The following is a 25,310-nucleotide window of genomic DNA, read 5'->3' as shown; positions in this document are numbered from 1 at the left end:
AACAGGAAAACTTGGTAGCCTATTCCCGTGGCAGATGAAAGTTTACTGGACGCGTTCTGGGCAGTGTCGCGTCAACTCAGGAGGGGCGCCCGGGAGGGCATGGCCCCGCTCGGCGTCGCCCCGTCACAAGCGAGGGCACTGCGCATGCTCCGCCAGCACGGCCCGCTGCGGTTGGGTGAACTTTCCGAGCGGCTTCGGATAGCACCGCGGTCGGCGACGGACATCGTCGATGGCCTGCAGGAGAGGGGCTGGTGCTCGCGGGAGCCTGATCCGGCGGACCGCAGGGCCACGGTGGTCGTCCTGAGCGCGGCTGGGCGGGAGATAGGACAGGCCATCCGGGAGGTCCAAGTGAGGCATGCGGAGAAGTATTTTGGCGCCCTGACGGCAGCCGAGCGCTCCCAACTTGCTGCACTCCTGGCCAAGCTCACGTCGGGGGAGGACTAGGAAGGGCCTACCGCAAGAACGCGAACCACAAGACGGCGACGGCAGCCAGCACGACGACGGTGCTGGCGACCCAGGCGGTCCTGACCGTCTTTCGGGGTGCTTTGGGGCGCTGCGCGGACCGAATACCGGACTGCGGCTTCTCGATGCGCACATACTTCGCAGGACCGGCCGCTTGACCGTCCGCCGGTGCCACTACTTGGATGAGGCCGGTGCGCAACTCCCGCCGGGCGGGATACGGGTCACCGGACGGCTTGGACACGAGCGGGATCACCGGAATCATGCCCGTCGGCGGCGCGGGCTCGGCTGCCCCCGTGCGAACGTCGCGCCGGCTCGGCAGTTGAGTGTCTTGGGCAGGATTGGGCATTACTGGCCTTTCAGCCATCAGGAACGGGTGTGGTACGCACAGACGTGGCATAGCCATCTTAGGTAGCCGGCGCGGAAATCCGGGCATCTTCCTTTGTCGTGTCGGCCTGCCGCCTCGTTCAGCTTTCCTTTGGCCGATCTTCGGGCTGCGCCGCCCGGCTTCCTGAGCTGCCGGGGCCAGACTGGCACCTATGAGTTTTCCTGACCAGCCCCGCCTACGCGAGACGGGCTCTGGCCGACCCGCGGTGTCCCTCCTCCTGGCCGCCTGCGAACTGCCGGTGGTCTCGATGCCGGTGCTGCATGCCCTGGCGAGGGACCTGAGGGACGAACACGCCTGCCGCAGGTTCGTGGCCGACTACATTGACATGTGGGATTTCCGGAGGACGCGGCTGGTCCAGGCGGTCCAGGAACAGGATCTGGACAAGGTCATGGATGTTTCCCTGAGCCTCAAGACTGCCAGCAGCGTAGCCGGGGCACTGCGGCTGTCGTTTTGGGGCCGGCAGGTTCAAAGGCTGGCCACCGAATTCGCGGAGGGAAACCGGCATGGCTTGGCGACCGCGCGGGATTTGCTGGACCCGATCGGAAGCTGCGGCGACGAGACGATGCGGCGCCTTGCTGCCGATTACCTGGCGACAGCCGACGGGGCCATCCGATAACCGAATCCGCGAACGGTCTCCAGCCACCGGGGCGAACGCGGATCATCTCCGAGTTTGCGGCGCAGGTTGGCCATGTGGACCTCGACGGCGCGTTCGTCGGCCTCCGACACGAAGGAGCCCGTGTCAAACTCCTCAAACCGCAGGCGCCGCACCAAGTCCTGCTTGCTGCGCACGGTGCGGCCGCCGTCCATGAGGGTCAACAGCAATTCGAATTCCGTCCGGGTCAACTCCACCGCGGCCGCGTCCACGGTCACCGTGCGGGTCGGATAGTCCAACGAGAGGCCGTTGTGGTCGTACGTGCCGAGCGCAACAGCGCCGGCGGCACCGCCGTCCTTTCCTGTGGCCGGCCGAAGGGCGGGGGCCGCGGGTTGCTCGGCAGGGACAGCCGTCGGTACTGCAAGGGCCGCAGGAGGCTGCAATGACAGCGGCCCGGTATTGCGGGCCCGGCGGAGCATGGCCGAAACCCGGGCACGCAGTTCAAACGGTCGGAACGGTTTGTTGATGTAGTCGTCCGCGCCTGATTTAAACCCCAACACGGTGTCGATTTCGTTCGACCGCGCCGTGAGCATGAGGATGTAGGCATCGCTGAAAAGGCGGATCTGCCGTGCGGCCTCGAAACCGTCAAAGTCCGGCAGCCCCACGTCCAGGGTCACGATGCTGGGACAGTACTTCCTCACCGCAGCTACGCCCTCCTGGCCACTGGCGGCAGCGTGAACCGAAAAACCGGATTGGGTGAGGACACTGCTGATGAGCCGCCGGATGTCTTGGTCGTCTTCTATGACAACGGCTACTTGCGGAGTGTCCATCTATCCCATTTCTTGTGCGTCTGCCGATTCCTGCGGTGCAGTCGAAGAACGCTTGAGCCGATATGTGGGCCAGCTCTCAGGCTCCTTCCTAGCTACGATGCCCTGCTCCCTTGTAACGTTCAACCCCTCGCGTGGCCGATGGTGCCTGACAGTCGTAGGACGGTGGGGGCCGGCGTTTTGTCGTCTGCAGCGTGTTCCGATCCTCTTCGGACTCCATGATCTTGAGGTTGGAGGTGATTCTTGAGGTTCGCACGGCCGTCCAGCCACGAATTTCGAGAACCTTTGGCTCATGCAACCGTTCATCTTTGGTTGTGCCGATGAGAGTTGAAGCAGCGGGAGGAACGTCCTACCGGGTCAGCACAGCATGAGGTCGAAGATGAACAAGATGGTTAAGGGCACTATTGCGATCGGCGCCGGCGCGCTGTTGCTCCTCGGCGGCGGCGGAACGCTGGCAGCCTGGAACGCGGACCAGACCGCACAAATGGGCACGATCCAGGCCGGTAACCTCAACCTGAAAGCCGGGCCGGGTATCTGGACGAGCAACCTGATGGAAGCCCCCGTGGACCTCGCAACCCACAGAATCGTTCCCGGCGAGACCCTGACTTACAAGCAGAACCTGGACGTTGTTCTGGAGGGCAACGCCCTCAAGGCAAAACTCAGCGTGGACGGGAAAAACGGGCAGAACGTTCTCGACGCAGCCTTCGTCGACGGGACGATCAATAAGCCGGAAGTCACCCTGGCCAAGGAAGGCGTTGACCTGACCAACGTCCTCTCGAAATCGGTCGAGGGCATCACAGCGTCCGTGAGTTTTACCTTCAACGCGGACACTGCACAGAGGCAGAGCGTGAACGCGAAGTATGACTTCAGCAACGTGGCATTCAAGCTTGAGCAGGTTACGCCTACGCCCGTGAAGTAGCGGGTGCCGGTTGCCTTGTTTTGACCGTCAGCAGGCCGCTGGGCATCGGCTCCAGCCAAGTGGGAGGCAGGGGGGAGTTGGATGCGGCGTTTTGCGACGGCAGCGGCGCTGATGTCAGGTGCGGTTTTTCTGGGTTTGCTCGCCGTTCAAGTCACTTATGCCCTCTGGAATGCGAGCGTGTCGGCCGATGCCGGCACCGTCCAGGCCGCCGACTTCACAGTCACCCTCAGCGGGGACGAAAGCCGGCACATGGATATGACGCTGGCCAACGGTGCTCCGGCGACGCTGGCACTGGCCACGAAGCCAGCGGGCGCCCTGCTCCCGGGCGGAACTGTCTATGCCGGCATCGTCATGACGAACGAGACCAACGCAAGTGCGGATTTCACTGTCGAGGCAAAGGTGGCGGTAGCGCCGATTGTGGAATCGCAGGAGCTCGGCAAATTTCTCAAGGTCCGATCCGCGGCTGCGGGAAATCTCGCCTCCTGCTCGGATCCCGCCCTTTTTGCGGCCGCCCCCGAAGTGCTCCCTTCGTTCCGCCTGGCCAAGGGGCAAGCGGGCGCCTTTTGTTTCCAGGTGAAACTCGCCGATGACGTGCCTGCCGCACTGGAGGGTTCGTCTACAGCGATTTCCATTCCGTTGTCTGCCGCTCAGATGTGAGAGAGAAGCCCATGCATGTTGTTCGCCTGATCGGCAGGGGACTTGCCTACCTGGCCTTCCTGACGGTAACCCTGGCAGCACTGGTACTGGTCGTTATACCTCTGGTTACCGGGTCTCAGACATACACGGTGCTGACGAACTCCATGGCGCCCAAATACGCGCCCGGCACGTTCCTGGTGGTGAAGCCTGTCCCTTTCGCAGAGCTGAGTACCGGCGACGTCATCACCTACCAGGTGGAATCCAACAGCCCCGTCGTCGTCACCCACCGCGTCACCGCTATCATCACGGCGCAGGACGGTGAGCGGCTGCTGGTGACCAAGGGGGATAACAACTCCCTGGAGGACGAAATGCCCGTCATGGAAGTGCAGGTCCGCGGCAAACTGTTCTATGCCGTGCCCTCGGTCGGCTATGTTGCCAGCGCCATGGGACAAGGCGGGCGCGGCAGCCTCGTTCAGATTGCAGCCCTCGCGCTCATTGCCTATGGCGGCTTTGCGATGCTTCGCGGGCTCCGCCAGCGGAGACAACAAGGCAGCTCAGATGCCGTCCCCGGGGCCCCGTCCAATCCGGCAGGAGGGGACAACGAGCCGGAGACGGACGCGCGGGACAACCTCCACGCCCGCGCCGGCACCACTGCCGTGTCCCAGACGGAAGCGCTGCCGACCCGCCGTTCGCTCAGGGAACAGAACAGGATTTAGCGTGATGACCGGACGAAAGGAACCACGGCCCTGTGTCTGGCGCGCCTCGGTTTCGGTCCTGTTGATCCTCCTGGTTCTGGCGCCGGCCAGTCCGGCATTCGCGGGCGATGAACGTCTGCAAATTAGCTTGGACGGACGGGATTTCGCACCGCGGCTTCAGGCACCGTTGTTTGAACAGAATGCGCCGCTGGTGCCCGGCGGATCCATGACGGCCGGCCTGTGGATTCGCAACAACGGCAGTGACGCCGGAGCCCTGACCGTGGCCGGCGTCGTCGGCGACGCCGACGTGCAGATCGCCAGGAATCTGGTCCTGCAGGTCGAGTCAGGCGAGGAACCTGCCGTCGAAGCCTCGCTGACCGGGCCGTGGTCTTGTTCCCGTATTAACACCGTCTGGATTCTCGAGGCGGGGGAGATCCTGCACCTGGACATGACACTGCGCCTCGACCAAGAGGCTGCGAACGAAACCCGGCTCAAGACCGCTGACGTGGATGTGGCCGTGACGTTGCAGGCGACGGCGGGAGGACAGGCGGCCCGCGCCGCCTGCCCCGCAGGCACCGGATCCAACCCGAGCGGCCCGCCGCCGGACGAGGCGGCTGCCGGTCCCGTCAGCGGGCTCGGTCGCGCGGGCGCCGCCGGCTTGACCGGAAACGGTACAGACGCCACCCGCCCCAGTGAGCCGCACGGCCAACATGCCCTCGACACCGTCGTGACTGCCGATGCCGAAGACCAGGAGTTCCCGTTGCCCGGTACCGAGGCGGGTGCGCCGGCGACTGAAACAGGTCGCGCAAGTCAGCCGGCCACCTGGATTGCGGGCAACGTGTCCGCCAACAGTCGCGGGTGGCTGGCGGTGGCTTTGGGCCTGATGGGAATTCTGTTCCTGGTCCTGATGAAACGAGGGAAGCGTTCATGAGCACACCTCGAGACCCCGACGCGCCGGATTCCGCTGGAGGCCCTGGTTTTCTGATGCGGTTGAGGGCTTTGCCCGGTTTTGTGCCGGCCTTGGTGGCATTTTTCCTGGTCATTCTGCTCGGCGCCGGCGTGCCCGTCGCCGCGGCCAAGTGGCAGCAGACGGCCACCGCCACCCTGAACATCACGGTGGGGCCGGTGCCAGGGCCGCCGCCCGGATCCGGGGCTGCCCGTGTTGTGGCCGGCGCCCAACTAAAGCCCCGCCCCATAGGGCCGGGAAGGAAATCCGTGCAATGCGTGGTGGGGAAAACCAAGGCAGAGTTGGAGAACCGCGACAAGGTCGACGTCACCTTCAGTTGGAGCCGAGCCTCAAGCGTCACGCATTACAACGTCACGCTCACCTCGGACGATCCGCGTTACAACCTTGCGGCCGAGGTCAAAGGGGAATCGGTCACCTTCAGCAGGCCTCGCATTCCTTCCGACCGCCTGGGCAATCCGCTCGACGGTGCCGGGACAAAAGCACCCTATTACAGGCTTTACAGCCTGCGGGTCCAGCCGATGAACGGGACTTCCGCCGGCGATGCTGCCTACTTGGCGTACGAGTACCAGCACTCAAACGTGGAAAACTGCTACTACGACGCCAAACAGCATCCGCCCCTGGGGCTGTTGACGAGTGTGAAGCACGCAGTCAGGGCGCCCGCCGACGACCGCCGGCACGTGTCCTTCAGCTGGAACGAATCGGCCGGCGCGACCTCCTACGAGGTGTCCCTGCAGGGCGCCAACGGCTGGGGCGCTGAAACGAGGGTGCAGGCGACCAGCGCCGACTTTGAGCTGCCGTTCTCCCAGACCGGCGGTGAATTCTTTGCAGATTACCGCTTGCGGATCCAGCCCATGAACGGAACTGTTGCCGGCGATCCCGTCTACAAGACCCTGAAGTATTTCCCATGGGGCACGACACTCCATGAGGCTGCCTCGCCGGAGTAGTAGGAATGCCCCCGGGCTTCGGAATGTCGGCCTGCCAAAAACCCTGAAGACAGGCGGCGCTTCGGTGTACCCGTCCCTGTTGGTTGTCGGACCGGACGCGTATCCTGACCCTAGGGGAACGGAGTAGAAAAGCCATCGTTCCGTCGTGATCGAAGGGGTGCTTTCATCATGGTAGATATGGGCTTGGCATGGCTGTTTGGGCTGCTGTTGTTGGCGATTGTGGCGTTGCTGGCCGTCCTGGTGATACGTGCGTTCATGGGGCTGAGACCGCGCGACGTGGAAGATGCTTTGGCAGCAGCAGGCGGTCAAATACAGCAGTCGCACCGGCGGAGCACCGCCCGACAGATCCTCGACCAAAGGTTCGCCCGCGGCGAGTTGACGGCAGATGCCTACCGAGAAGGCCTGCGCGTCCTCGGCGAAGACCGCTAGCAGCAGACGGCCAGGCGAGGACCGTTAGCCGGAGACGGCTAGCCGGTGAATGGAGTCGCTGACAGGTGGCTCCCGGCCTGCCCTCCGCGACGCCTTGCCGCTACAAAACCCCTGGTTTCCCAGCCGTCGATACAAAGGCCTTGAAGAGTGCAGCGAGGTCTTTGCCAGTGACATCCTCGGCCAGCTTTTCGAAATCGACCGGCTTGCCCGATCCGTTCCGGACCCAGGTCTTCAGGAGCCTGTAAAAGTCTCTGTCGCCCACGGTTTCCCGCAGTGCATGCAGCGCCATGGCGGCCCGGGTCTGGACATTACCGGCGAAAAGTTGATCGACGCCAGGATCCGACACCCGCACCTGCCAGAAGTCGTCGTCGGCCGGGATGCCGGCGTAGAAATAGAACGTGTCATCGGCGCTGCCCAGGTCTTGCTGTTCGTTCCAGAGCCACTCGGCATAGGTAGCAAGGCCTTGGTTGAGCCAGCTGTCCTGCCACCGCGGTGGAGGCAATTGCGAGTCGGTCCACTGGTGCGCCAACTCCCGGGCGATCATGGCATTTCCGCTGGCCTCGCTGTAGAAGCCGTCCACGGGGTAGACCGGCCGACCCTGCATTTGAACGGCGAAGCCAAGGTCCTCGGCACGGTCAATGATGCCGCCGGCGCTCTTGAGCGGATACTTGCCGAACACGGTGGACAGGAACTGCATGATCTGCGGCTGCCTGTCCAGCGACTGCTGGATCCTGTACGCCTGCGACGGCGGAGCAGCGGACCCGGCCGTCCAGCCGTTCGCGTTCTCCGGGCTGCCGTCCGGTTCAGGCTGCGCTTTCCAGCCGTCCCAGCGGTCGCCGTCGCTGTCGAAGGACGTGGACCCTCCGCCGCCCGGCACCTTGATGTCTTCGACGAAGACCCCGTCGTTCTGTCCCGTGATGTCGCTGGCGTAGGTGATGGACAGCTCCACATCCTGGCCGGCGTAATCTGCCAGGTCGAACTCCCAGTGCTCCCAGCCGTCGCTGGCGCCGGTGGCCGCCCACCATTGGCCGGTGGCGCCTTCTGCGGTGCAGGAACCGCCGCCGTCGTCCGTCTGGTAGTGCTTCAGGAAGGGGTGCACGTGATGCCACGCCGGGCAGGAATTACCCGTTTCGTCGTTCGCGAGTCCGGTGGAATCCTTCAGCGTGGTCCAATCGCTGCCGCCGGGCGTGCGCGCCTCCACGAAGGCATAGTCCCAACCGGGCTCCGTGTCCCGCAGCATCCAGAACGAGAGTTCACCGCCGGATGGGGGGACACTGACCGTGCGGGTGAGCCGCTTGTAGCTGGCATTGTCGCTCTGCGACCAGGCAAGCCCGTCGCCGTTGCGCGGGACCACCGCCTCCTTCAACACCGGATCCATCGCGTCCACGTAGCTGATGCCGCCCTTGGTGCGCTCCGCCACGTCAAAGTGCCCGACGGCGATGGTCGCCAAATGCGGAGACAGCGGCTCGTCGGCCTTCCAGGTGTAGACGGTGCGGCCGGACTCGGCCTCCCTGCCGTCCGGCAAGCCGTTGGCCACCGCCTGCCAGCCGTCGGGCACCGAGATGCTGAAGGTGTAGCCGGCACGGTCGCTGGGATGGTTGTTCACCGGAAACCAAGTTGGCGCACTCAGCGGATGGCCGGTGACGAGGGCACCGTCGTCGGTATGGATGAACCCGGCGGGACCGGGGAGGGCGAGGGTTCGGGGGGTGCCGGAGTACGCCACGACCGCGGTGAAGCGGTCGCCGTTCGGGACACCCCGGATGGGGGTGACGGCGAGCTTGGTGCCGGTCCGGACAAACCGTGCGTCCCGCCCGTCGACGCTGACGGAGTCGACGGCCAAGCCATCCAGGTCCAGACTGAACGCCGAAAGGTTCTGCGTGGCCTGTGCCGTGATCGTGGCGGTGCCCTCCAGCCGGTCCGTGGGCGGGTCGTACAGCAGATCCAGTCCATAGTGGGACACCTGGTAGCCGCCGTTCCCGGCGTCAGGGAAATACTCGTCATGCAGGGTGGCGGAGCCGGGTTCGAAGACGTGCCGGCCGGGATCGGGTGCTGCTGCGGCCGGGGCGACAGACAGGCCCACGCCGGACACACCAACGAGCGCGGCCGCAACCAGGGCAAGACCCCTCCGAGCCATCATGCAACGTCCCCCCATCGGCCAATGCTGCACGGACCCGTGGATATGCGGGGTCGGCGGCTTCACGCGCTGGCCATCTACATAAGATGCTCCTGTTCGGGACCCCTGTCAACGGATACGACTATGGGCCCGCACAACCTGGCTGTACGGGCACATTCTGGAAGGCCGGACTTGGGAAAACGCTAGGGGCGGCCGATGCCCTTGAAGGCCCAGCCGGCCTGGCGCCACGTTGCCGGGTCCAGCACGTTGCGTCCGTCCAGGATTTTCTTTTCATCCACTTGGTTTCCGACGGCGACCGGGTCCAGCTCGCGGTACTCGTTCCACTCCGTTAGCAGCACGAGCGCGTGGGCACGGGCGATGGCCGTTTTGGTATCCGGTTCGTAGCTGAGCTCCGGGAAACGCTGCTTGGCGTTGGCCAGCGCCTCCGGATCGGTGACGGTTACCGTGGCACCCTGCAGCTGCAGTTGCGCGGCAACCGATAGCGCGGGGGAATCACGGACGTCGTCGGACTGCGGCTTGAAGGCGGCTCCGAGCACGGTGATGCGTTTGCCGATCAGCGACCCGCCGCAGAGCTCTCGCGTCAGTTCCACCACGCGCGTGCGCCGGCGCATGTTGATGGCATCCACTTCACGCAGAAATGTCAGGGCCTGGTCCGCGCCGAGTTCGCCCGCCCGGGCCATGAAGGCCCGGATGTCCTTGGGCAGGCAGCCGCCGCCGAAGCCGACGCCGGCGTTGAGGAATTTGCGCCCGATGCGCTCGTCCATGCCGATCGCGTCGGCCAGGGCGGTGACGTCGGCGCCGGCGGCTTCGCAGACTTCCGCCATCGCGTTGATGAAGGAGATTTTGGTGGCCAGGAAGGAGTTTGCAGCGGCCTTGACCAGCTCTGCGGTGGCATAGTCGACCACCAGCCGCGGAGTCCCGTCGGCCAGCGGCGTCGCGTAGACCTGGTCCATGGCCGCGGTGGCGGCTTCACCGGGTGCACCCGAAGGCACACCGTAGACAAAGCGGTCCGGAGTCAGCGTGTCCTTGACGGCGTGGCCTTCGCGCAGGAACTCGGGGTTCCACGCCAGGATGGCCCCCGGGGCAATATCCCGGATTTCCTCTGCCAACCGTGATGCTGTTCCCACCGGCACGGTCGACTTGCCGACGACCACGTCGTCCGGGCGCAGGTGCACGGCCAGGGACGTGAAGGCGGCATCGACATAGCGCAGGTCGGCGGCGTTCTCGCCTTTGCGCTGCGGTGTGCCCACGCACACGAAGTGCACCGCGGCTCCGGCCGCGTCGGCCATCTCGGTGCTGAACGTCAGCCGGCCGGTCTGCTGAACCTCAGCGAGCAGTTCGGGCAGCCCGGGCTCGAAGAACGGGGCGCGGCCGGCCTGGAGTTCGGAGACCTTGCGTTCGTCCACGTCAATACCGACCACGTCATGCCCGAGTTTGGCCATGGCCGCGGCATGCACGGCCCCCAAGTAGCCGCAGCCGATGACGGAGATTCGCATAGTGGTCCTTTACGCGTGCCTGAGTAGAGACTACTTCGACTTTAGCGCGTTACCGGTGCCGGTTCTGCCGGAATTCCAGCCAGGCATAGGCCAGCACCGTGCCGAGTGCCGCGCCCAGGGTGTTCGTCCAGACATCCTGCAGCGAGGCATAGCGGCCGGGGAGGAACTCTCGTTGCGCCCACTCCATGGCACCGGAGAGGAGGAAGGCTCCGGCCGGGGTCAACCAGCGCCAACCGGTCGGCATCAGGAGGGCGGCCAGCAGACCGAGCGGCACGAACATCAGGACGTTGGCCCCGGATTCGACCAGGTTGTAGTCGACCCAGCGCGGCCCGCCTGCGTCATGCAGAGCCGCGAGAACTGCCTGGAGGGTGCTGTTCGCGCCGGCATCAATTGGGGTAGGCCACAACATTGCGACGGCGACCAGGAGGGTATAGCCGGCCAACAGCCAAAAATGCAGCAGGCGGGACGGCTCCCGGGACGTGCCAAGCCGCATCGGTCTTCCTCTCCGGTGTGGGCGGCCGCGCTGATGCGCGGGCGACGGAATGCCATGGTACCGGTGCGCCACCAAGACCGGCCGCCCGCCCGCTCCAGCCTGCCGGTGTGGGACACTGCCTCGGCGACGCGAGACCGGCCGCTTGCAAGGCTGAAATGGTTCTTTCAGGTGTTTGTGAGGGATATCACGAGCTGGGTCTGTCGCTTTCCGGGGCCATGGGGTAGCTTCCGGGCAGGATCCTGCTGCGGGGACAGCGGGATTCTTGCATCCACACCTTATGGAGGAACCAGCATGCAGACCCACAGTTTCAGGCGGGGTGCGGCCATCGCTGCCGCCACCGCATTGGCGTTCGGAACCGGGTTGCCCGCCCAAGCCGCTATCGGGACAGACACCAGCACCCTGCGGGACGCGGTCACCGTCGAGAACATCGTCAGCCACTTGCAGGCCCTGCAGGACGCGGCCAATGCCAACGGCGGCAACCGCGCTGCGGGCACGCCGGGCTACGAGGCATCGGCCCAATACATCGAGGCCCAGTTGTCGGCCGCCGGGTACACGCCCGTTCGGCAGGCGTTCTCCTATGAACGGTTCGTGCTCCACGGCGCAGAGTTCGAGCAGGTCGCCCCGACGCCGACGATCTACACGGCAGGGGAGGAGTTTCTGGCCATGGATTACTCCGCGTCCGGCGACGTCACGGCACCGGTGACCGCGGTGGATATCAACCTCGCAGGCGACAGGGCATCCACCAGCGGCTGCGAGGCGACCGACTTCGCAAGCTTCCCCGCCGGAAACATCGCCTTGATCCAGCGCGGTACGTGCGATTTCGCCACGAAGGTCTCGAATGCCGCGGCAGCAGGCGCCGCCGGCGTGGTCATCTTCAATCAGGGCAACGGAGGAACACCGGACCGGACGGACCTGTTCGGCGGCACGTTGGGGACGCCGCAGGCCATCCCGGCCGTCAGCACCAGCTTCGACCTGGGGGCCGAGCTCGCCGGGACCGCCGGCCTGGAACTGCGGATCGCGGTGGACGCCGAGATCGTCGTGACGGAGACGTTCAACATCCTCGCCGACACGGCCGGGCGCGCGGACCGCACCGTCGTCGTCGGTGCGCATCTGGATTCTGTATCCGAGGGTCCGGGCATCAACGACAACGGTTCCGGCAGCGCGGCGATTTTGGAAACGGCGCTTCAGATGGCGGCATCGGGTGACGCCCCGGAAAACCGGGTGCGGTTCGCGTTCTGGGGCGGTGAAGAGGATGGGCTGCTCGGCTCCGACTACTACGTGTCCCAGTTGAGCAAGCGCGAGATCAAGCAGCATGCGCTCAACCTGAATTTCGACATGGTCGGTTCGCCCAATGCCGTTCGCTTCGTGTACGACGGCGACGGCGACGCGTTTGGGCTGACCGGGCCGAAGGGTTCGGATACCATCGAGCGCGTCTTCGAGGACTACTTCGCTTCGCAGGGACTCGCCACGGAACCGACGGCGTTCGACGGGCGCTCGGACTACTTCGGCTTCATCAACAACGGCATTCCCGCCGGCGGCCTGTTCACCGGTGCCGAGGAAATCAAGACCGAAGAGCAGGCGGCCATCTACGGCGGCACCGCGGGCGTGGCCTACGATCCCTGCTACCACGAGGCCTGCGACACGCTTGCCAATGTGGACCTTGTGGTACTCGATCAGATGGCTGATGCGATTGCGCATGCCACGCTGACCTTCGCCGAAACGACCTCAGCGGTCAACGGCACGGCCAAGGGCAAGGGAACGGGCAGCACCAAGATGCCGTTCAAGGGGCCGCACGCCGTTCGCTGACCCCACCGGACCGGCGCTGTCTCCTACGGCAGCAGTTGGCCCAGGGAGGCCGTCTCCGGACGGCCTCCCTCTTCGCTGCGCTGCGGAATCGCGACGCTGAAGGTCGTGCCCGCTCCCAGGACGCTCGTGAAGGTCAGCGTGCCGCCGTGGGCTTCTACGATCGACTTGCTGATGGCCAGCCCCAACCCCAGCCCTGGAATGGCCGCTTGACGGACGGCACTGGTGCGGAAGAACTTGGTGAAGATTTCAGCCTGATCCGCTTCGGACATGCCCATGCCGGTGTCGCTGACCTCCAGGAGGACGGCGCCGTCGGCCGCCAGGGTCCGTACCGTGACGCGTCCGCCGTCGGGGGAGTACTTGATGGCATTGGAGAGCAAATTGTCCAGCACCTGACCCATCCTGTTGGGATCGATCTCTGCTTCCAGCCCGTCGACGGCGTCGATGACCAACTCCACGCCCGCGTGTTCTGCCCGCGGCATGGCCGACGCAACGCTGGTAGCGACGAGGTCGGCCAGCGCCGTGCGGCGGGGCTCGATGCTCAGCGTTCCGGAGGCGGTGACGAGCAGGTCTTCCACCAGTTGCAGGAGGCGTTCGGAGTTGCGCATGGCGATGCCGAGGGAAGCGGTGACATGTTGCGGCAGCTGGTCGGCGTCCTCGAGCGCGAGGTCCAGGTAGCCCATGATGGAGGTCAGGGGAGTGCGGAGCTCGTGCGAGACGCCGGCGACGAACTCTTCCTTCACCGTCAACGCATTGACCAGGTCGGTGACGTCGCTGAAGGCCATCACGGTGCCGTCGAACTGGCCGAGGTCATTCTGCATGGGGCGTGCCGTGCACAACATGGCCCGTTGCCTGTCGCCGTCGCCGATCCACACCAGCCGGTCGGAAAAAGACTCCCCCTGAATGGCACGGCGAATGGGGCGGTCTTCGGGGACCACCGGGGTCACCCGGTCCGGTTCGAAGACCAGCAAATCGGCCTCGTCCGGATTGTCGATGCCTTGGGGCATGGCCAGCAAACGGTCCCGATCCTGTTGCACGTTGCTCAGGATGTCACGGCCGTCTGCATCGGTGACGAGCACCCCCACCGCGACGGCGTTCAGGACGGTGTCCAGCCGTCGCACGTGGACCTTGCTTTCTTCCAGCAAGGCCCGCAGTTCGCGGTCTTTGCCGGCCAAGGCTTGCTGCTGCGCCGTCATGCTCAGGGAGAAAACGGACGCGGTGATGGAGACCCCCAGGGTCACGATGGGGATCAGGATCGGGCCGAACAGGGTTTCCGGCGTTACCGGCTCCGGGCCGGTGAACACCGGAATCCAGACGATGAGCAGCGGCGCGGCGAAGCTGACGATGCGCGCGGCGGCGGGGGCGATCTCCGACCAAGCCATCCAGAACACCGGGAAAACCGCCAACAGGGCCACGCCGGCCAGTTCTGTCCCGGCGCCCTGGTGAAGGGCCCCGATGGCGACGAAATCCAGCAGCGGGATCACCCAGTACGACGGATAGGGCAGCCGGTCCCACGGGATGGCGGCGCCGAGGATCCACAACACGGCAATGCCGATGAGTCCGCCGGTGAATTGCGCGTTGCCCAGCAGTTGGGGGAAGAATGCGGCGGCGATCACCGCAGTCAGCGTCACCGAAATGCAGAGCGGCAGATGGCTGAGGAAAACGCGTGCGCGCAGGGGCAGCTCATGGAACTGACGGCGTCCGGTCAGCCAGGACAACAACGGGCTTGGTGCGGCAGACATGATCGAAGGTCCCCTTACTCCGGGCAGCCCTCGTTGTCGGTTGCGTTGCGGAGCCGGGCTGGCCATGACTGGTTCAGTATGGCACGCGTGTTGGCCCGCGCCGTGGAACTATGCGGTCTGTGACGCAAGTCGCAGCGGTGCGGGTTGGGTGTGGCGCAGACGGGTTGGCGGATCAGTCCGCTGCGCGCCGGTTCCGTTCGGGCCCGGGACCGGCTCCGCCCTTAAATACGCAGGGCGCCCCGCCATGGGAAACAGGACCTGCCTGCCTCCTGACTGGGCGCCCGCGAAAGCCCGCGAAAAACGTCAGGCGTTGTGGTGCGTGTCGGAACGGCCCAGGAACTGCTTGGGAATGAAGAACGCCAGCGTGAACAGGCCGAGCCCGATGGCGAAGGCCGGGATGGGGCCGATGACCGGCTCCAGGCTGAAGGCGTACAGGGAACCGAAGAACATCAGCATGATGACCGCGAAGGTGACCAGATTGCCGACCAGGTGTCCCTCGCCCGAATGGGTGCGCTGCTTGGGGTGGGCCATGGGGTGTTTCTCCTCAATAGTGCGATGCGGCGTCAGTAGCCGCCGGCGGCTTGCTCACCTTTAACAATAGCCACTGATGAGCTGGCACCAATTCGTGTTGCGCCGGCCCGGAGCATGGCGCGCGCATCATCGACGGATCGCACGCCGCCCGAGGCCTTTACGCCCAGGCGCGTCCCGACCGCATCCCGCATCAGGGCGATGTCCTCGACGGTGGCGCCGCCACCGCTGAAACCGGTGGACGTCTTGACGAAGTCGGCCCCGGCCTCGGCGGCGGCTTCGCAGACCATCCGCTTTTGCTCGTCGCTCAGGAAATGGGTTTCCAGGATGACTTTGAGGATGGCGCCGCCGGCGTGGACGGCTTCGGCCACCGCAGCGATGTCATCGATGATCGCGGCGCGGTCGTTTGCCCGGGCCGCGGCGATATTGATCACCATGTCGATCTCGTCGGCGCCGTCCAAAGTGGCGCCGCGGGCCTCGTGTACCTTCACATCGGTGGGAGTGGCGCCGAACGGGAAACCGACGACCGCGCAGGTCTTGACCCCGGAGCCCTTTAGCGTGCTGTGGACCAATGCCGTCCAAACAGGATTCGCACACACGGCGGCAAAGCGGTACTCGACCGCCTCCTGGCAGACCTTGAGGATGTCTTCGCGGGAAGCTTCCGGCTTCAGCAGCGTGTGGTCGATGACCGAAGCGATCGACGTCGGATCGTGATAGGTCGCGCTCGGAGCGGATCCGGATGTGATGTCTTCAGACATGGCCATCCCTTTCATCTGCTGGGGTTCGAAGGAACTTCTATCCTTGCATACCGGTCAGGCGGCCACAGGACCGGCGCACCGGCCTGCACGGCCGCCGGGAGCGTTCCCGGACAGGGCAGGGGTCAGTGCGGGCCGCCAGTGGAGTGGCCCTCTTCCTCGGCCGCACGGCGGTGCTCCTCAAGCTTCTCCTCGGCCTCCTGCCGGCGGCGCGCGATGGCCCGGGGGTCGTCGGCCGGAATGTGCTCCTCCGAGGCCTTGTGCGCCGGCTCTTCGTCAGGGCTTTGATGCCTCGCCCCTGCGGAACGGGGCAGCTGTTCTTCGATGCCCATGGCTGCATCGTCCCACATGGCTCCGGCGTCGAAAAGGTGCGGAAGGTGATCAATCAGCGGAGGTTGCGCCCCCTCCGGCACGGGCCCTTCCCGCGGAGGTCGCCCGGGCCGGCCTGCGTCTCGGCCAGCGGGTTTGTCCGGCCCGCGCCCGCCGGGTTTAAGCTCCGTTCTGCGGTGCCTCGCCGGCCGAACGAATCCGGGCGGCGGTGGGGCGTGTCCCGTAAGGAAGGCTGGCTTTCCGGCCGCGTCGGTGGTCCGGGGCACGGGGGAGGGCCTGGACAACCTACACGCCTGGATCCGTGCCGATGAACCGGGCCGGGTTTCAGGGCGGCCAAAAGTCGACACAGACCCGTCGGTTAAGGCCGTTCTCGCACAGCTAGGCCGCCCTGGAGATGGGAGCACTTTCCCTTGTGAACACCGCGGTCTTCGGGCGGCAGCGATCCGTGGCGGTTATCCGGGCACGCCGAGGCTGGTGCGGATGTCGGTTTTGATGGCCTCCAGCAGCCGGGCCGCTTCCGCGCGTTCCTCCGCCAGCCGGTCCACGCCGGCAACCGGCCGGATGACCTCCAGGTAGCACTTGAGCTTGGGCTCCGTACCGCTCGGCCGCACGATGACGCGGGTATCGTCCTGGCCCAGAAACAGCAGTCCGTCGGTCGGCGGCAACGCTTCGCTGCCGAGGGACAAGTCCGTGCTCGTCACCACCGGGGAGCCGGCCAGCGACGACGGCGGCCGCTCCCGGAGCCGGTACATCATCGTTCCCATCAGGGCGAGGTTGTCCACTCTGATGCTCAGCTGGTCCGTAGCGTGGAGCCCGTACTTCAGCGAGAGGTCATCGAGGACGTCGAAGACCGTCCGGCCCGCGGCTTTGACGTCGGCGGCGAGCTCTGCGAGCAGCAGGGCGGCGGACATCCCGTCCTTGTCCCGGACCAGGTGCGGTGCCACGCAATAACCCAAGGCCTCCTCATACCCGTAGGCCAGGCCGGGGACGCGGGAAATCCACTTGAAGCCGGTCAGTGTCTCCACGTGGGCTACCCCTGCGTCGGCCGCGATCTTGCCCAGTAGCCGGGAAGAGACGATCGAGTTGGCGAAGACCCGGGACGCAGCCGCGCTCTCGCCCGCACCTGCATCGATCGGATCGGATGCGGCGTCCTGGTCCGCGCGCAGCCGGTCCTGGCCTTCGAAACGAGCCGCCATGTGCGCGCCGAGCAGCGCACCGGCCTCGTCGCCGCGGAGCATCCTCCACGCCCCGGTCAACGGATCCTTGGCAGCCAGCGCCGCGCGGTCGGCGTCGGGATCATTGGCAATAACTAAGTCCGCGTCGATTTCCGCTGCCGTCTCCAGGGCCAGGTCGATCGCTCCGGCTTCCTCCGGGTTGGGGAAGGCCACGGTCGGGAAGTCGGGGTCCGGCTCCGCTTGGGCGGCCACCAGCGTCACGTCGGTGAATCCGGCCTGCTCAAAGACCGCCCGCATGGTCGCTCCGCCGACGCCGTGCATCGGTGTGAGCACGATCCTCAGGTCCCGCTGCGGGAACAGCCGCGGGTCGGTCAGCGCGGTGACCGCGGCGACGTAGTCTTCGGCGATGCCCCCCGGGAGGACGTTCCAGCCTTCCTCGGCGAGCGGGATGGAGTCCAGGGGCGTGGTGTAGTCAATGCGGGCGGCGATATCGGCGTCGTAGGGTGCCACAATTTGCGCTCCGCGGCCGCCTTCGTCCACGGCACGTCCGCCCAGGTAGACCTTGTACCCGTTGTCGTGCGCGGGATTGTGGCTGGCGGTGACCATCACGCCCGCTTCGCAGCCCAGCGCCCGAACGGCGTACGCCAGCACCGGCGTTGGCAGGGCGGAAGGCATGAGGAACGTCTCGATGCCGGCAGCGGTGAAGACGGCCGCGGACTCGGAGGCGAAGACATCCGAGTTCCGGCGTGCGTCGTAGCCGATCACCGCGCGCGGCACATAGGCGCCGGCGGCGGTGTCCAGCAGGAAGCGGGCCAGGCCGGCGGCCGTCCGGCGCACCACCACGCGGTTCATCCGAAAGGGCCCGGCGCCGAGCGCGGCCCGCAGCCCGGCGGTACCGAAGGCCAAGGTTCCGGAGAACCTGTCCGCAAGTTCGGCCCGTGCCGCGGCGGCTTCCGGCGCGCCGCCCTCGGCCGCTGCCAGCAGGTCTTGCAATTCCCGGCGCGTCTGCTCGTCCGGATCGGCCTGCAGCCAGGCCTCGGCTGCCGCCTTCAGCTCCTGGGGCGTTGCCGTCATGTCGCTCCCGTTCACAGCTTGGCGACAATTCCGGCCAACAGCCGCGAGATCCGCGGCCCCGCGGCCCGGCCCGCCTCGATGACCTCGGCGTGGCTGAGCGGAACGTCGCTGATGCCGGCCGCAAGGTTGGTCACCAGCGAGATTCCGAAAACCTCCATGCCGGCGTGGCGCGCGGCGATGGCCTCCAACGCCGTGGACATGCCGACCAGGTCGGCGCCGATCCGCTTGGCGTACTGCACCTCGGCCGGAGTCTCGTAGTGGGGGCCGGGGAACTGTGCGTACACGCCTTCGTCCAGGCTGGGATCCACCTCCCGCGCCAGGGTGCGCAGCCGTCCCGAATAGAGGTCGGTCAGGTCAACGAAGGTTGCGCCTTCCAGCGGGGAGGCGGCGGTGAGGTTGATGTGGTCGCTGATCAGCACCGGCGTCCCCGGCGCCCAGGCCGGGTTCAGTCCGCCGCAGCCGTTGGTCAATACCAGCGTCCCGCACCCGGCGGCCGCCGCAGTCCGGACGCCGTGGACGACCGAGCGCACGCCCTTGCCCTCGTAGTAGTGGGTGCGGGCACCGAGCACCAGCACGCGCTTGCCGTCGGGCGTCCGGACGGAGCGGATGGTGCCGACGTGGCCTTCGACTGCCGGGGCGGAGAACCCGGGAATGTCCGTGGCCGGGATCGAGTGGGTCGTCTCGCCGACGAGGTCGGCGGCCTCGCCCCAGCCGGAGCCGAGCACCAGCGCGACGTCATGGGCGGCGACACCGGTCTGCCGGGCGAGGAAAGCGGCTGCCTCGGCGGCCAGTTCAAAGGGGTCTGTAGTCACAGGACCTAACCTACCCGCTGCCGAACTGCCGCCGAAAGCGTCGGGCGGGCGGCGCCGTCGTCGTTCCTGGCATTGGGGATGTCCTCGCGGGTAGTGGCGGCGGCCCTGCGCGGGCCGCCGGCGCCTGCTTCACGCCGTGCCGGCAGGTTGAGGCGTTGCGGGGCATGCGACAGAATGAAGTCCGTGACTAGCCAAATAGATTTCAGTGCCCCGCGTCTGGCGATCCTGGGCGGGGGCCCCGGCGGGTACGAGGCGGCCATGGTGGCCAACTCGCTCGGCGCCAAGGTGACCATCATCGAACGCAAGGGCCTCGGCGGTTCCGCCGTGCTGACCGACGTGGTGCCGTCCAAGACCCTGATCGCGACCGCCGACGCCATGCGGCGGGTAGCGAGTGCCCATGACCTCGGGGTCCGCTTCGACGAGGACTCCAAGGCCGCCTACGCCGACCTGCGCACGGTCAACGACCGCCTGCTGAAGCTGGCCGAGAGCCAGTCGGCGGACATCCACCACGGGTTGGAGCGTGCCGGGGTGCGCGTCATCCTGGGCGAAGGCAAGCTCTCCGGCCCGAACACCATCGCCGTGTCGACGGAGACGGGGACCGAGACGATTACAGCGGATGCCATCCTGGTGGCCACCGGCGCCACCCCACGCGAACTGTCCACGGCCAAGCCGGACGGCGAACGCATCTTCAACTGGACCCAGGTGTACAACCTCACCGAGATCCCGGAGCACCTGATCGTGGTCGGTTCGGGCGTGACGGGAGCCGAGTTCGCCTCTGCCTACCGCATGCTTGGCACCAAGGTCACCCTGGTCTCCTCGCGGGACCGCGTGCTGCCGGGCGAAGACGCCGACGCCGCCGAGGTGCTCGAAGACGTTTTCGCCCGCAGCGGCATGACCGTGCTGTCCAAGTCCCGCGCCGCCAGCGTGGAACGAACGGACGACGGCGTGCTGGTCACCTTGGCCGACGGCCGGGTGGTCGAGGGCTCGCACTGCCTGCTGGCCGTGGGCGGCGTGCCCAACACCGCCGGCATCGGGCTCGAAGAAGCCGGGGTGGCCCTGACCGAGGGCGGGCACATCAAGGTGGACGGCGTCTCGCGCACCACCGCGTCGAACATCTATGCTGCCGGCGACTGCACCGGCGTGCTGGCTCTGGCCTCGGTGGCCGCGATGCAAGGCCGCATCGCCGTGGCCCACCTGCTGGGCGACTACGTCAAGCCGCTGAAGCTCAAGCAGGTGGCGTCCAATATCTTCACCAGCCCGGAGATCGCCACCGTGGGGGTGACCGAGGAGGAAGTCGCCGCCGGAAAGTACCAGGGCGACATCATCAAACTCTCGCTCAACACCAACGCGCGGGCCAAGATGATGAACGTCTCCGACGGCTTCGTGAAAATCATTGCCCGGCGCGGTTCCGGCACGGTCATCGGGGGCGTGGTGGTGGCCCCGCGGGCTTCCGAACTGATCTTCCCCATCGCGCTGGCGGTGAGCCAGAAACTCCACGTGGACGATCTCGCCAACACGTTCACGGTGTACCCGTCGCTGACCGGTTCCATTTCCGAGGCGGCGCGGCGGCTGCACGTGCATCTCTAGGGCGGCACATTGTGCCGGTCATTTCCCCGCTGATTATTTTCGCCACATTGTCCGTTTCTGGGTCTATGATCATCGAATAGCTATGTAATGAAACGATGAACCGAAGTCAGTCAGTTGGGGGAATAAGGATGAGCGAGCAGCGCACTGCCGTCATTGTGGAGGATGACCTGGACATCCGGGAGTTGATCTCGACGGTCCTGTCCAGTTCCGGGTTTACGGTGCACACCGCCTCCTCCGGGATGGAAGGCGTTGCCGCCATCAAACGCCACAACCCCGATGTCGTCACCCTCGACCTTGGCCTGCCGGACATCGATGGCTTCGAGGTCGCGCGACAGGTGCGCCGTTTCAGCGACACGTACATCATCATGCTCACCGCGCGCGCCGAAGAACTGGACACGCTGCTTGGCCTGGAGACCGGCGCGGATGACTACCTCACCAAGCCGTTCCGCCCCCGGGAACTGCGCGCCAGGATCACCGCGATGCTGCGTCGCCCGCGTACTACAAAGGGCAACGACGGCGGTCTGCCGGAGGACGTCGGGGCCCGCGGGGGTGCCCCGACGGGGCCGGCCCTGGCCGGCGCAGCTGCGGCAACTCAGGTGCCCGAACCCGTCCTGCAGGGAGCGGGGGTGGGTGCCGGAGGGCATCCCGGCCTGTCGCTGTCGACGTCCGGTGCCGTTTCGGCAGCGGCGCTCGCAGGAGGCGGCGGGGCACCGGCCTTCGCAGCCGGGACCGGCGCCGGGGCAGCGGCTGCCGCGGCCGGCGCGGCGAGCCCGGCCGGCGACGGCGTGCTGGAGCACAACGGCATCGTGGTGGACCACCGTGCCCGCACGGTGATCCGGTCCGGGCGCGAGCTGGAACTGACCCGCAGCGAATTCGACCTGCTGTACGCCCTGATGGAAAGCGGCCGGGTGGTGCGGACCAAGGCGGATCTGGTCCGCCGGCTTCGTAACGAGCCCTACAACACCGGCGGCTACATTTCGGACTCCGACGAACGCACGATCGAAGTGCATATGGCCAACCTTCGCCGCAAGCTCGGGGATGACACCAAGTCCCCGCGCTGGATCAAGACAGTGCGCGGGGTTGGCTACAGCCTGGCACCGAAGCGGTGACGCCGCGCGGGCGCGCATTTCCCGCCTGACGGGCGGGCTACTGCAGGTGCAGGCTCCGCAGCTGTGACGTCGTCGTCATCCCGCAGGTGCGCAGCTCGTCCAAGAGAGCCGTCGCGGCGTCAAAGAGCCGCCCGTTGACCAGGCCTTCGAGATGTTCTGCCATCTGGCCAAGGCGTCCGGCCCCCACCATGCTGCTGGAGATCTTCAAACTGAGGATCGCGTCCATGGCGTCTTCGGCGTCCCGGGCGAGAATGGCGCTCGAGACCCTTCCAAAGCGGTGTTCCCACAGCCCCACGTAATTGCCGATGAAGCGGCGGCGCATGCTGCCGTCGTGGTCGTCGAGGTCGGTTGCCAGTTTTTCCAGTACTGCCGTTAAGACCAGAGGAATTTCCGGCGAAATGGCCGTCACGAGAACGCCTGGGGACCGGATGCGGAGGACTGCCCGGAAAAGAGCATCGGGCGGCGCCCCTTTCAAACTTGTTGCGACTTCGAACTACTTACATCGTAAGCGACTGCTGCGGCCCGCCGAGGCGTGCAGGCGCAACCTTGGGTAACTCTTGAGCACCAATCTCGATTGAGGGGTGCACGGCCGGGCGGTCCGAACAGGTGACGTGCACGGCGCCGCCGGTGCAGAGCCTCCGCGCGGACCTGGCGGTCCCCTTAGGCCAAAGCTGAGCAAATCTTCAGCGAAAGCCTCCGCGCCCTTAAGCGGCATCGGTCACAGTGTTGTCTGTGGTTTCAAGCCCCGTGCCCGGGGCCGGAGGCACAGGCTCCATTAGTCCACCATCCGGTGGGAACAGCCCCAGTACCCTGCCCTTGTCCGTCCGGAGGGAGTGCTCCGGACCCGAGGGAGGTGCTGGGGCTGTTTCTGTGCTGTGCTAGCTGCCCAGGCCCGCCCGCCGAAGCGCCTCGGCCATCGCCGTGTCGGCGGAGCCGCCCGGGCCCGGAGTGCGGCCGTCACTGCGTGCGGGCTTGCCGCCGTCGCCGCGCCCCGGCTTCCGGCCGGCGCCCCGCCCGGGCTTCCCTCCGTCGCCGCGCCCCGTTGTGCCACCGCGGGGATCGGGACGAGACCCGCCCTTTCCGCTGCGGGTTTCGCTCGCGGGGCCCTGGTGGCCGGACCCGGGCTGGCGCCGCTCGCCGACGGGAGCCTCGTCGTCGAGCCGCAGCGTCAGGGAGATGCGCTTGCGCTCGGGATCGGCTTCGAGCACCTTGACCTTCACGACCTGGCCGGACTTGACCACGTCATGGGGATCGGAGACGTACTTGTTCGACATGGCGGAGATGTGGACCAGCCCGTCCTGATGGACGCCGACGTCGACGAAGGCTCCGAACGCGGCGACGTTGGTTACGGTGCCTTCCAGCACCATGCCCGGCATCAGGTCCGAAATTTTTTCCACGCCCTCGGTGAAGGAGGCGGTGGTGAAGCTCGGGCGCGGGTCGCGCCCCGGTTTCTCCAGTTCAGTGATGATGTCCACTACCGTCGGAAGGCCAAAGTGCTCGTCGACGAACTGCTGCGGGTCCAGCACCGCCAGGGATTGGGCGCCCCGCCCCGCCGCCGTCGCGGTTGTGCCGGCGGCGGCAAGGATTTTCCGGGCCACGCCGTACGCCTCCGGGTGCACGCTGGAGGCATCGAGCGGCTCGGCACCACCGGTGATGCGAAGGAATCCGGCGCACTGTTCGAATGCCTTCCCGCCCAGCCTCGGGACCTTCTTCAGCTCGGAGCGCTTGGCGAAGGGGCCGTTGGCATTGCGGTAGGCCACGATATTCTCGCTCAGCTGCGTACCGAGGCCGGCCACGCGGGAGAGGAGCGACGGGGAGGCGGTGTTCAGGTCCACCCCGACCGCGTTGACGCAGTCTTCGACCACCGCGTCCAGGGACCGCTCCAGCTTGCTGGCCGTGACGTCGTGTTGGTATTGCCCCACCCCGATGGACTTCGGGTCGATCTTGACCAGCTCGGCCAGCGGGTCCTGCAGCCGGCGGGCGATCGAGACCGCACCGCGCAGCGAGACATCCAGTTCGGGCAGCTCCGCCGAGGCCAACGCCGAGGCCGAGTAGACCGACGCCCCTGCCTCCGAAACCACCAGCTTCTGCAGTTTGCGGGCGGGCTCCATCAGTTTGATCAGCTCGGTGGCCAGCTTGTCGGTTTCCCGCGAAGCGGTCCCGTTGCCGACGGCGACGAGCTCGACGGCGTGCTGATCCGCGAGCCTGGCCAAGGTGGCGAGCGAGTCGTCCCATTTCCTGGCCGGAGCATGCGGATAGATGGTATCGGTGGCCACCACCTTGCCGGTACCGTCGACGACCGCAACCTTCACTCCCGTGCGCAGCCCCGGGTCCAGCCCCAACGTGGCCCGGTTGCCGGCCGGTGCGGCCAGCAGCACGTCCCGCAGATTGGCGGCGAAGACCCGTACTGCTTCGTCTTCGGCTGCCGTGAACAGGCGGACGCGGAGGTCGATGGCCAGCTTGACCAGGATCCGCCGCCAGCCCAGCTGCGCCGTTTGCAAGAGCCAGCGGTCGGCCGGCCGCCCGCGGTCAGCCACGCCCATCCGTGATGCCACGGCGTTCTCAAACCGGCCGCGCGCCTCGGCGAAGTCCTCCGGATGAGCCGGATTGCCTTCGCTGATATCAAGGTTCAGCACGCCCTCCTTCTCGCCCCGCAGCAGTGCCAGCACCCGGTGCGACGGCAGGCCGGCAGGGTCTTGGGCGAAGTCGAAGTAGTCGGCGAACTTCTGGCCGGCTTCCGACTGGCCCTCGCGGACCTCGGCCCGCACCAGGCCCTGCTGCCACAGCCGTTCGCGCAGCTCGGAGACCAGGTCGGCGTCCTGACTGACCCGCTCCACCAGAATCGCCCGGGCGCCGGCCAGGGCGTCGGATGGCTCGTTGATGGCTTGCCCGGCATTGAGGAACCCTTGCGCCGCTGCCAGCGGATCCTGGGACGGGTCGGCCAGGAGGCCATCGGCGAGCGGCTCCAGGCCTGCTTCCCGGGCGATCTGCGCCTTCGTCCGCCGCTTGGACTTGTACGGAAGGTAGATGTCCTCCAGCCGCGCCTTGGTGTCGGCTCCGTTGACTGCCGCTTCCAGCTCGACGGTCAGTTTGCCCTGCGCGGCGATGGCCTCCAGCACGGCACGACGGCGGTCTTCCAGTTCCCGCAGGTAGCGCAGCCGCTCCTCGAGATCACGCAGCTGCGCGTCATCAAGCGTGCCGGTGGCCTCTTTACGGTACCGGGCGATGAACGGGACGGTGGCACCGCCGTCGAGCATTTCCACCGCGGCCTTGACCTGCCAGGCTTGGACGCCGAGCTCCCGGGCGAGCTGGGCATGGATCCGGGCACTGAGCGCGGCCGGGTCGAGAGGCGGCAGGTTTGCAACGGAGGCGGGCGGGGCAGGCGCGGATGATTCGGTCACCGATCCATTGTGCCG

At 66.6% G+C, this 25,310-nt stretch carries 24 protein-coding genes; 11 read left to right on the top strand and 13 right to left on the bottom strand.

The window, feature by feature from the left end:
* Positions 1-27: 27 nt before the first annotated feature.
* On the top strand, positions 28-444 hold the full coding sequence (locus AC5RVG_RS14030) for a MarR family winged helix-turn-helix transcriptional regulator (protein WP_494014299.1): 417 nt from the start codon (positions 28-30) through the stop codon (positions 442-444).
* Positions 445-451: 7 nt separating this feature from the next.
* Here AC5RVG_RS14030 and AC5RVG_RS14025 read toward each other — a convergent pair whose 3' ends face one another.
* Positions 452-808, bottom strand: a complete 357-nt coding sequence (locus tag AC5RVG_RS14025) for a hypothetical protein (protein ID WP_494014298.1) — start codon at positions 806-808, stop codon at positions 452-454.
* Between the two features lie 190 nt (positions 809-998).
* Between AC5RVG_RS14025 and AC5RVG_RS14020 the strand changes: the two genes are divergently transcribed.
* Positions 999-1,463 (top strand): hypothetical protein, encoded by a 465-nt coding sequence (locus AC5RVG_RS14020; protein WP_494014297.1) that lies wholly within the window; start codon positions 999-1,001, stop codon positions 1,461-1,463.
* On the opposite strand, the gene AC5RVG_RS14015 is transcribed toward AC5RVG_RS14020, so the two are convergent.
* The gene (locus tag AC5RVG_RS14015) at positions 1,430-2,269 is read right to left on the bottom strand and encodes a response regulator transcription factor (protein ID WP_494014296.1); all 840 of its coding nucleotides are present in this window, start codon (positions 2,267-2,269) and stop codon (positions 1,430-1,432) included. The two genes, AC5RVG_RS14020 and AC5RVG_RS14015, sit on opposite strands and share 34 nt — an antisense overlap.
* 376 nt (positions 2,270-2,645) lie before the next feature.
* Between AC5RVG_RS14015 and AC5RVG_RS14010 the strand changes: the two genes are divergently transcribed.
* The 6 genes from AC5RVG_RS14010 to AC5RVG_RS13985 all read left to right on the top strand — a co-directional run bounded on the left by AC5RVG_RS14010 (position 2,646) and on the right by AC5RVG_RS13985 (position 6,856).
* Positions 2,646-3,185 (top strand): alternate-type signal peptide domain-containing protein, encoded by a 540-nt coding sequence (locus tag AC5RVG_RS14010; protein WP_494014295.1) that lies wholly within the window; start codon positions 2,646-2,648, stop codon positions 3,183-3,185.
* An 81-nt stretch (positions 3,186-3,266) separates the two neighbouring features.
* Entirely contained in the window at positions 3,267-3,842 is a 576-nt protein-coding gene (locus tag AC5RVG_RS14005; RefSeq protein ID WP_494014294.1) for a SipW-dependent-type signal peptide-containing protein, read from the top strand.
* 11 nt (positions 3,843-3,853) lie between these two features.
* Positions 3,854-4,537, top strand: coding sequence for a signal peptidase I (locus AC5RVG_RS14000; RefSeq protein ID WP_494014293.1), 684 nt, complete (start codon positions 3,854-3,856; stop codon positions 4,535-4,537).
* 1 nt (position 4,538) lies between these two features.
* A complete protein-coding gene (locus AC5RVG_RS13995) occupies positions 4,539-5,447 on the top strand; it encodes a hypothetical protein (RefSeq protein ID WP_494014292.1) in 909 nt (302 codons plus the stop codon).
* Positions 5,444-6,427 carry a hypothetical protein gene (locus tag AC5RVG_RS13990; protein ID WP_494014291.1) on the top strand — a complete coding sequence of 328 codons (984 nt, stop codon included), beginning with the start codon at positions 5,444-5,446 and terminating at the stop codon, positions 6,425-6,427. The genes AC5RVG_RS13995 and AC5RVG_RS13990 overlap by 4 nt, the downstream gene beginning before the upstream one ends.
* 177 nt (positions 6,428-6,604) lie before the next feature.
* Positions 6,605-6,856, top strand: coding sequence for an SHOCT domain-containing protein (locus tag AC5RVG_RS13985; RefSeq protein WP_494001353.1), 252 nt, complete (start codon positions 6,605-6,607; stop codon positions 6,854-6,856).
* Between the two features lie 100 nt (positions 6,857-6,956).
* On the opposite strand, the gene AC5RVG_RS13980 is transcribed toward AC5RVG_RS13985, so the two are convergent.
* From AC5RVG_RS13980 to AC5RVG_RS13970, 3 genes are all read right to left on the bottom strand, one after another.
* The gene (locus tag AC5RVG_RS13980; RefSeq protein ID WP_494014290.1) at positions 6,957-8,993 is read right to left on the bottom strand and encodes a M1 family aminopeptidase; all 2,037 of its coding nucleotides are present in this window, start codon (positions 8,991-8,993) and stop codon (positions 6,957-6,959) included.
* A gap of 179 nt (positions 8,994-9,172) precedes the next feature.
* Positions 9,173-10,486 carry a UDP-glucose dehydrogenase family protein gene (locus tag AC5RVG_RS13975; protein ID WP_494014289.1) on the bottom strand — a complete coding sequence of 438 codons (1,314 nt, stop codon included), beginning with the start codon at positions 10,484-10,486 and terminating at the stop codon, positions 9,173-9,175.
* 49 nt (positions 10,487-10,535) lie between these two features.
* Complete coding sequence (locus tag AC5RVG_RS13970; protein ID WP_494014288.1) at positions 10,536-10,979, bottom strand: VanZ family protein; 444 nt, start codon at positions 10,977-10,979, stop codon at positions 10,536-10,538.
* Positions 10,980-11,270: 291 nt separating this feature from the next.
* On the opposite strand from AC5RVG_RS13970, the gene AC5RVG_RS13965 reads away from it, so the two are divergent.
* Complete coding sequence (locus AC5RVG_RS13965; protein ID WP_494014287.1) at positions 11,271-12,785, top strand: M20/M25/M40 family metallo-hydrolase; 1,515 nt, start codon at positions 11,271-11,273, stop codon at positions 12,783-12,785.
* Between the two features lie 23 nt (positions 12,786-12,808).
* Here AC5RVG_RS13965 and AC5RVG_RS13960 read toward each other — a convergent pair whose 3' ends face one another.
* From AC5RVG_RS13960 to AC5RVG_RS13935, 6 genes are all read right to left on the bottom strand, one after another.
* Positions 12,809-14,524, bottom strand: coding sequence for a sensor histidine kinase (locus tag AC5RVG_RS13960; protein ID WP_494014286.1), 1,716 nt, complete (start codon positions 14,522-14,524; stop codon positions 12,809-12,811).
* Between the two features lie 303 nt (positions 14,525-14,827).
* Positions 14,828-15,055 (bottom strand): hypothetical protein, encoded by a 228-nt coding sequence (locus tag AC5RVG_RS13955; RefSeq protein WP_494001347.1) that lies wholly within the window; start codon positions 15,053-15,055, stop codon positions 14,828-14,830.
* A gap of 32 nt (positions 15,056-15,087) precedes the next feature.
* Positions 15,088-15,810, bottom strand: a complete 723-nt coding sequence (gene deoC / locus AC5RVG_RS13950) for a deoxyribose-phosphate aldolase (RefSeq protein WP_494014388.1) — start codon at positions 15,808-15,810, stop codon at positions 15,088-15,090.
* Between the two features lie 122 nt (positions 15,811-15,932).
* Positions 15,933-16,139: a hypothetical protein gene (locus AC5RVG_RS13945; protein WP_494001345.1), complete on the bottom strand. Its 207-nt coding sequence runs from the start codon at positions 16,137-16,139 to the stop codon at positions 15,933-15,935.
* 450 nt (positions 16,140-16,589) lie between these two features.
* On the bottom strand, positions 16,590-18,386 hold the full coding sequence (locus AC5RVG_RS13940) for a phospho-sugar mutase (protein ID WP_494014285.1): 1,797 nt from the start codon (positions 18,384-18,386) through the stop codon (positions 16,590-16,592).
* Positions 18,387-18,397: 11 nt separating this feature from the next.
* Positions 18,398-19,198, bottom strand: a complete 801-nt coding sequence (locus AC5RVG_RS13935) for a purine-nucleoside phosphorylase (RefSeq protein ID WP_494014284.1) — start codon at positions 19,196-19,198, stop codon at positions 18,398-18,400.
* A 183-nt stretch (positions 19,199-19,381) separates the two neighbouring features.
* On the opposite strand from AC5RVG_RS13935, the gene AC5RVG_RS13930 reads away from it, so the two are divergent.
* Both AC5RVG_RS13930 and AC5RVG_RS13925 read left to right on the top strand, forming a co-directional pair.
* The gene (locus tag AC5RVG_RS13930; RefSeq protein WP_494014283.1) at positions 19,382-20,785 is read left to right on the top strand and encodes an NAD(P)H-quinone dehydrogenase; all 1,404 of its coding nucleotides are present in this window, start codon (positions 19,382-19,384) and stop codon (positions 20,783-20,785) included.
* A gap of 128 nt (positions 20,786-20,913) precedes the next feature.
* A complete protein-coding gene (locus AC5RVG_RS13925; RefSeq protein WP_494014282.1) occupies positions 20,914-21,894 on the top strand; it encodes a response regulator transcription factor in 981 nt (326 codons plus the stop codon).
* Positions 21,895-21,931: 37 nt separating this feature from the next.
* Here the strand turns inward: AC5RVG_RS13925 and AC5RVG_RS13920 are convergent, their stop codons facing one another.
* Together AC5RVG_RS13920 and AC5RVG_RS13915 are read right to left on the bottom strand one after the other, a co-directional pair.
* Positions 21,932-22,303 carry a hypothetical protein gene (locus AC5RVG_RS13920; RefSeq protein WP_494014281.1) on the bottom strand — a complete coding sequence of 124 codons (372 nt, stop codon included), beginning with the start codon at positions 22,301-22,303 and terminating at the stop codon, positions 21,932-21,934.
* Between the two features lie 469 nt (positions 22,304-22,772).
* Positions 22,773-25,295, bottom strand: coding sequence for a Tex family protein (locus AC5RVG_RS13915; protein WP_494014280.1), 2,523 nt, complete (start codon positions 25,293-25,295; stop codon positions 22,773-22,775).
* Positions 25,296-25,310: the final 15 nt, after the last annotated feature.

The sequence above is a fragment of the Arthrobacter senegalensis genome (genome assembly GCF_059091765.1).
Note: the sequence above shows the minus strand (reverse complement) of the source record. Positions and strands in the feature narration are given on the sequence as shown.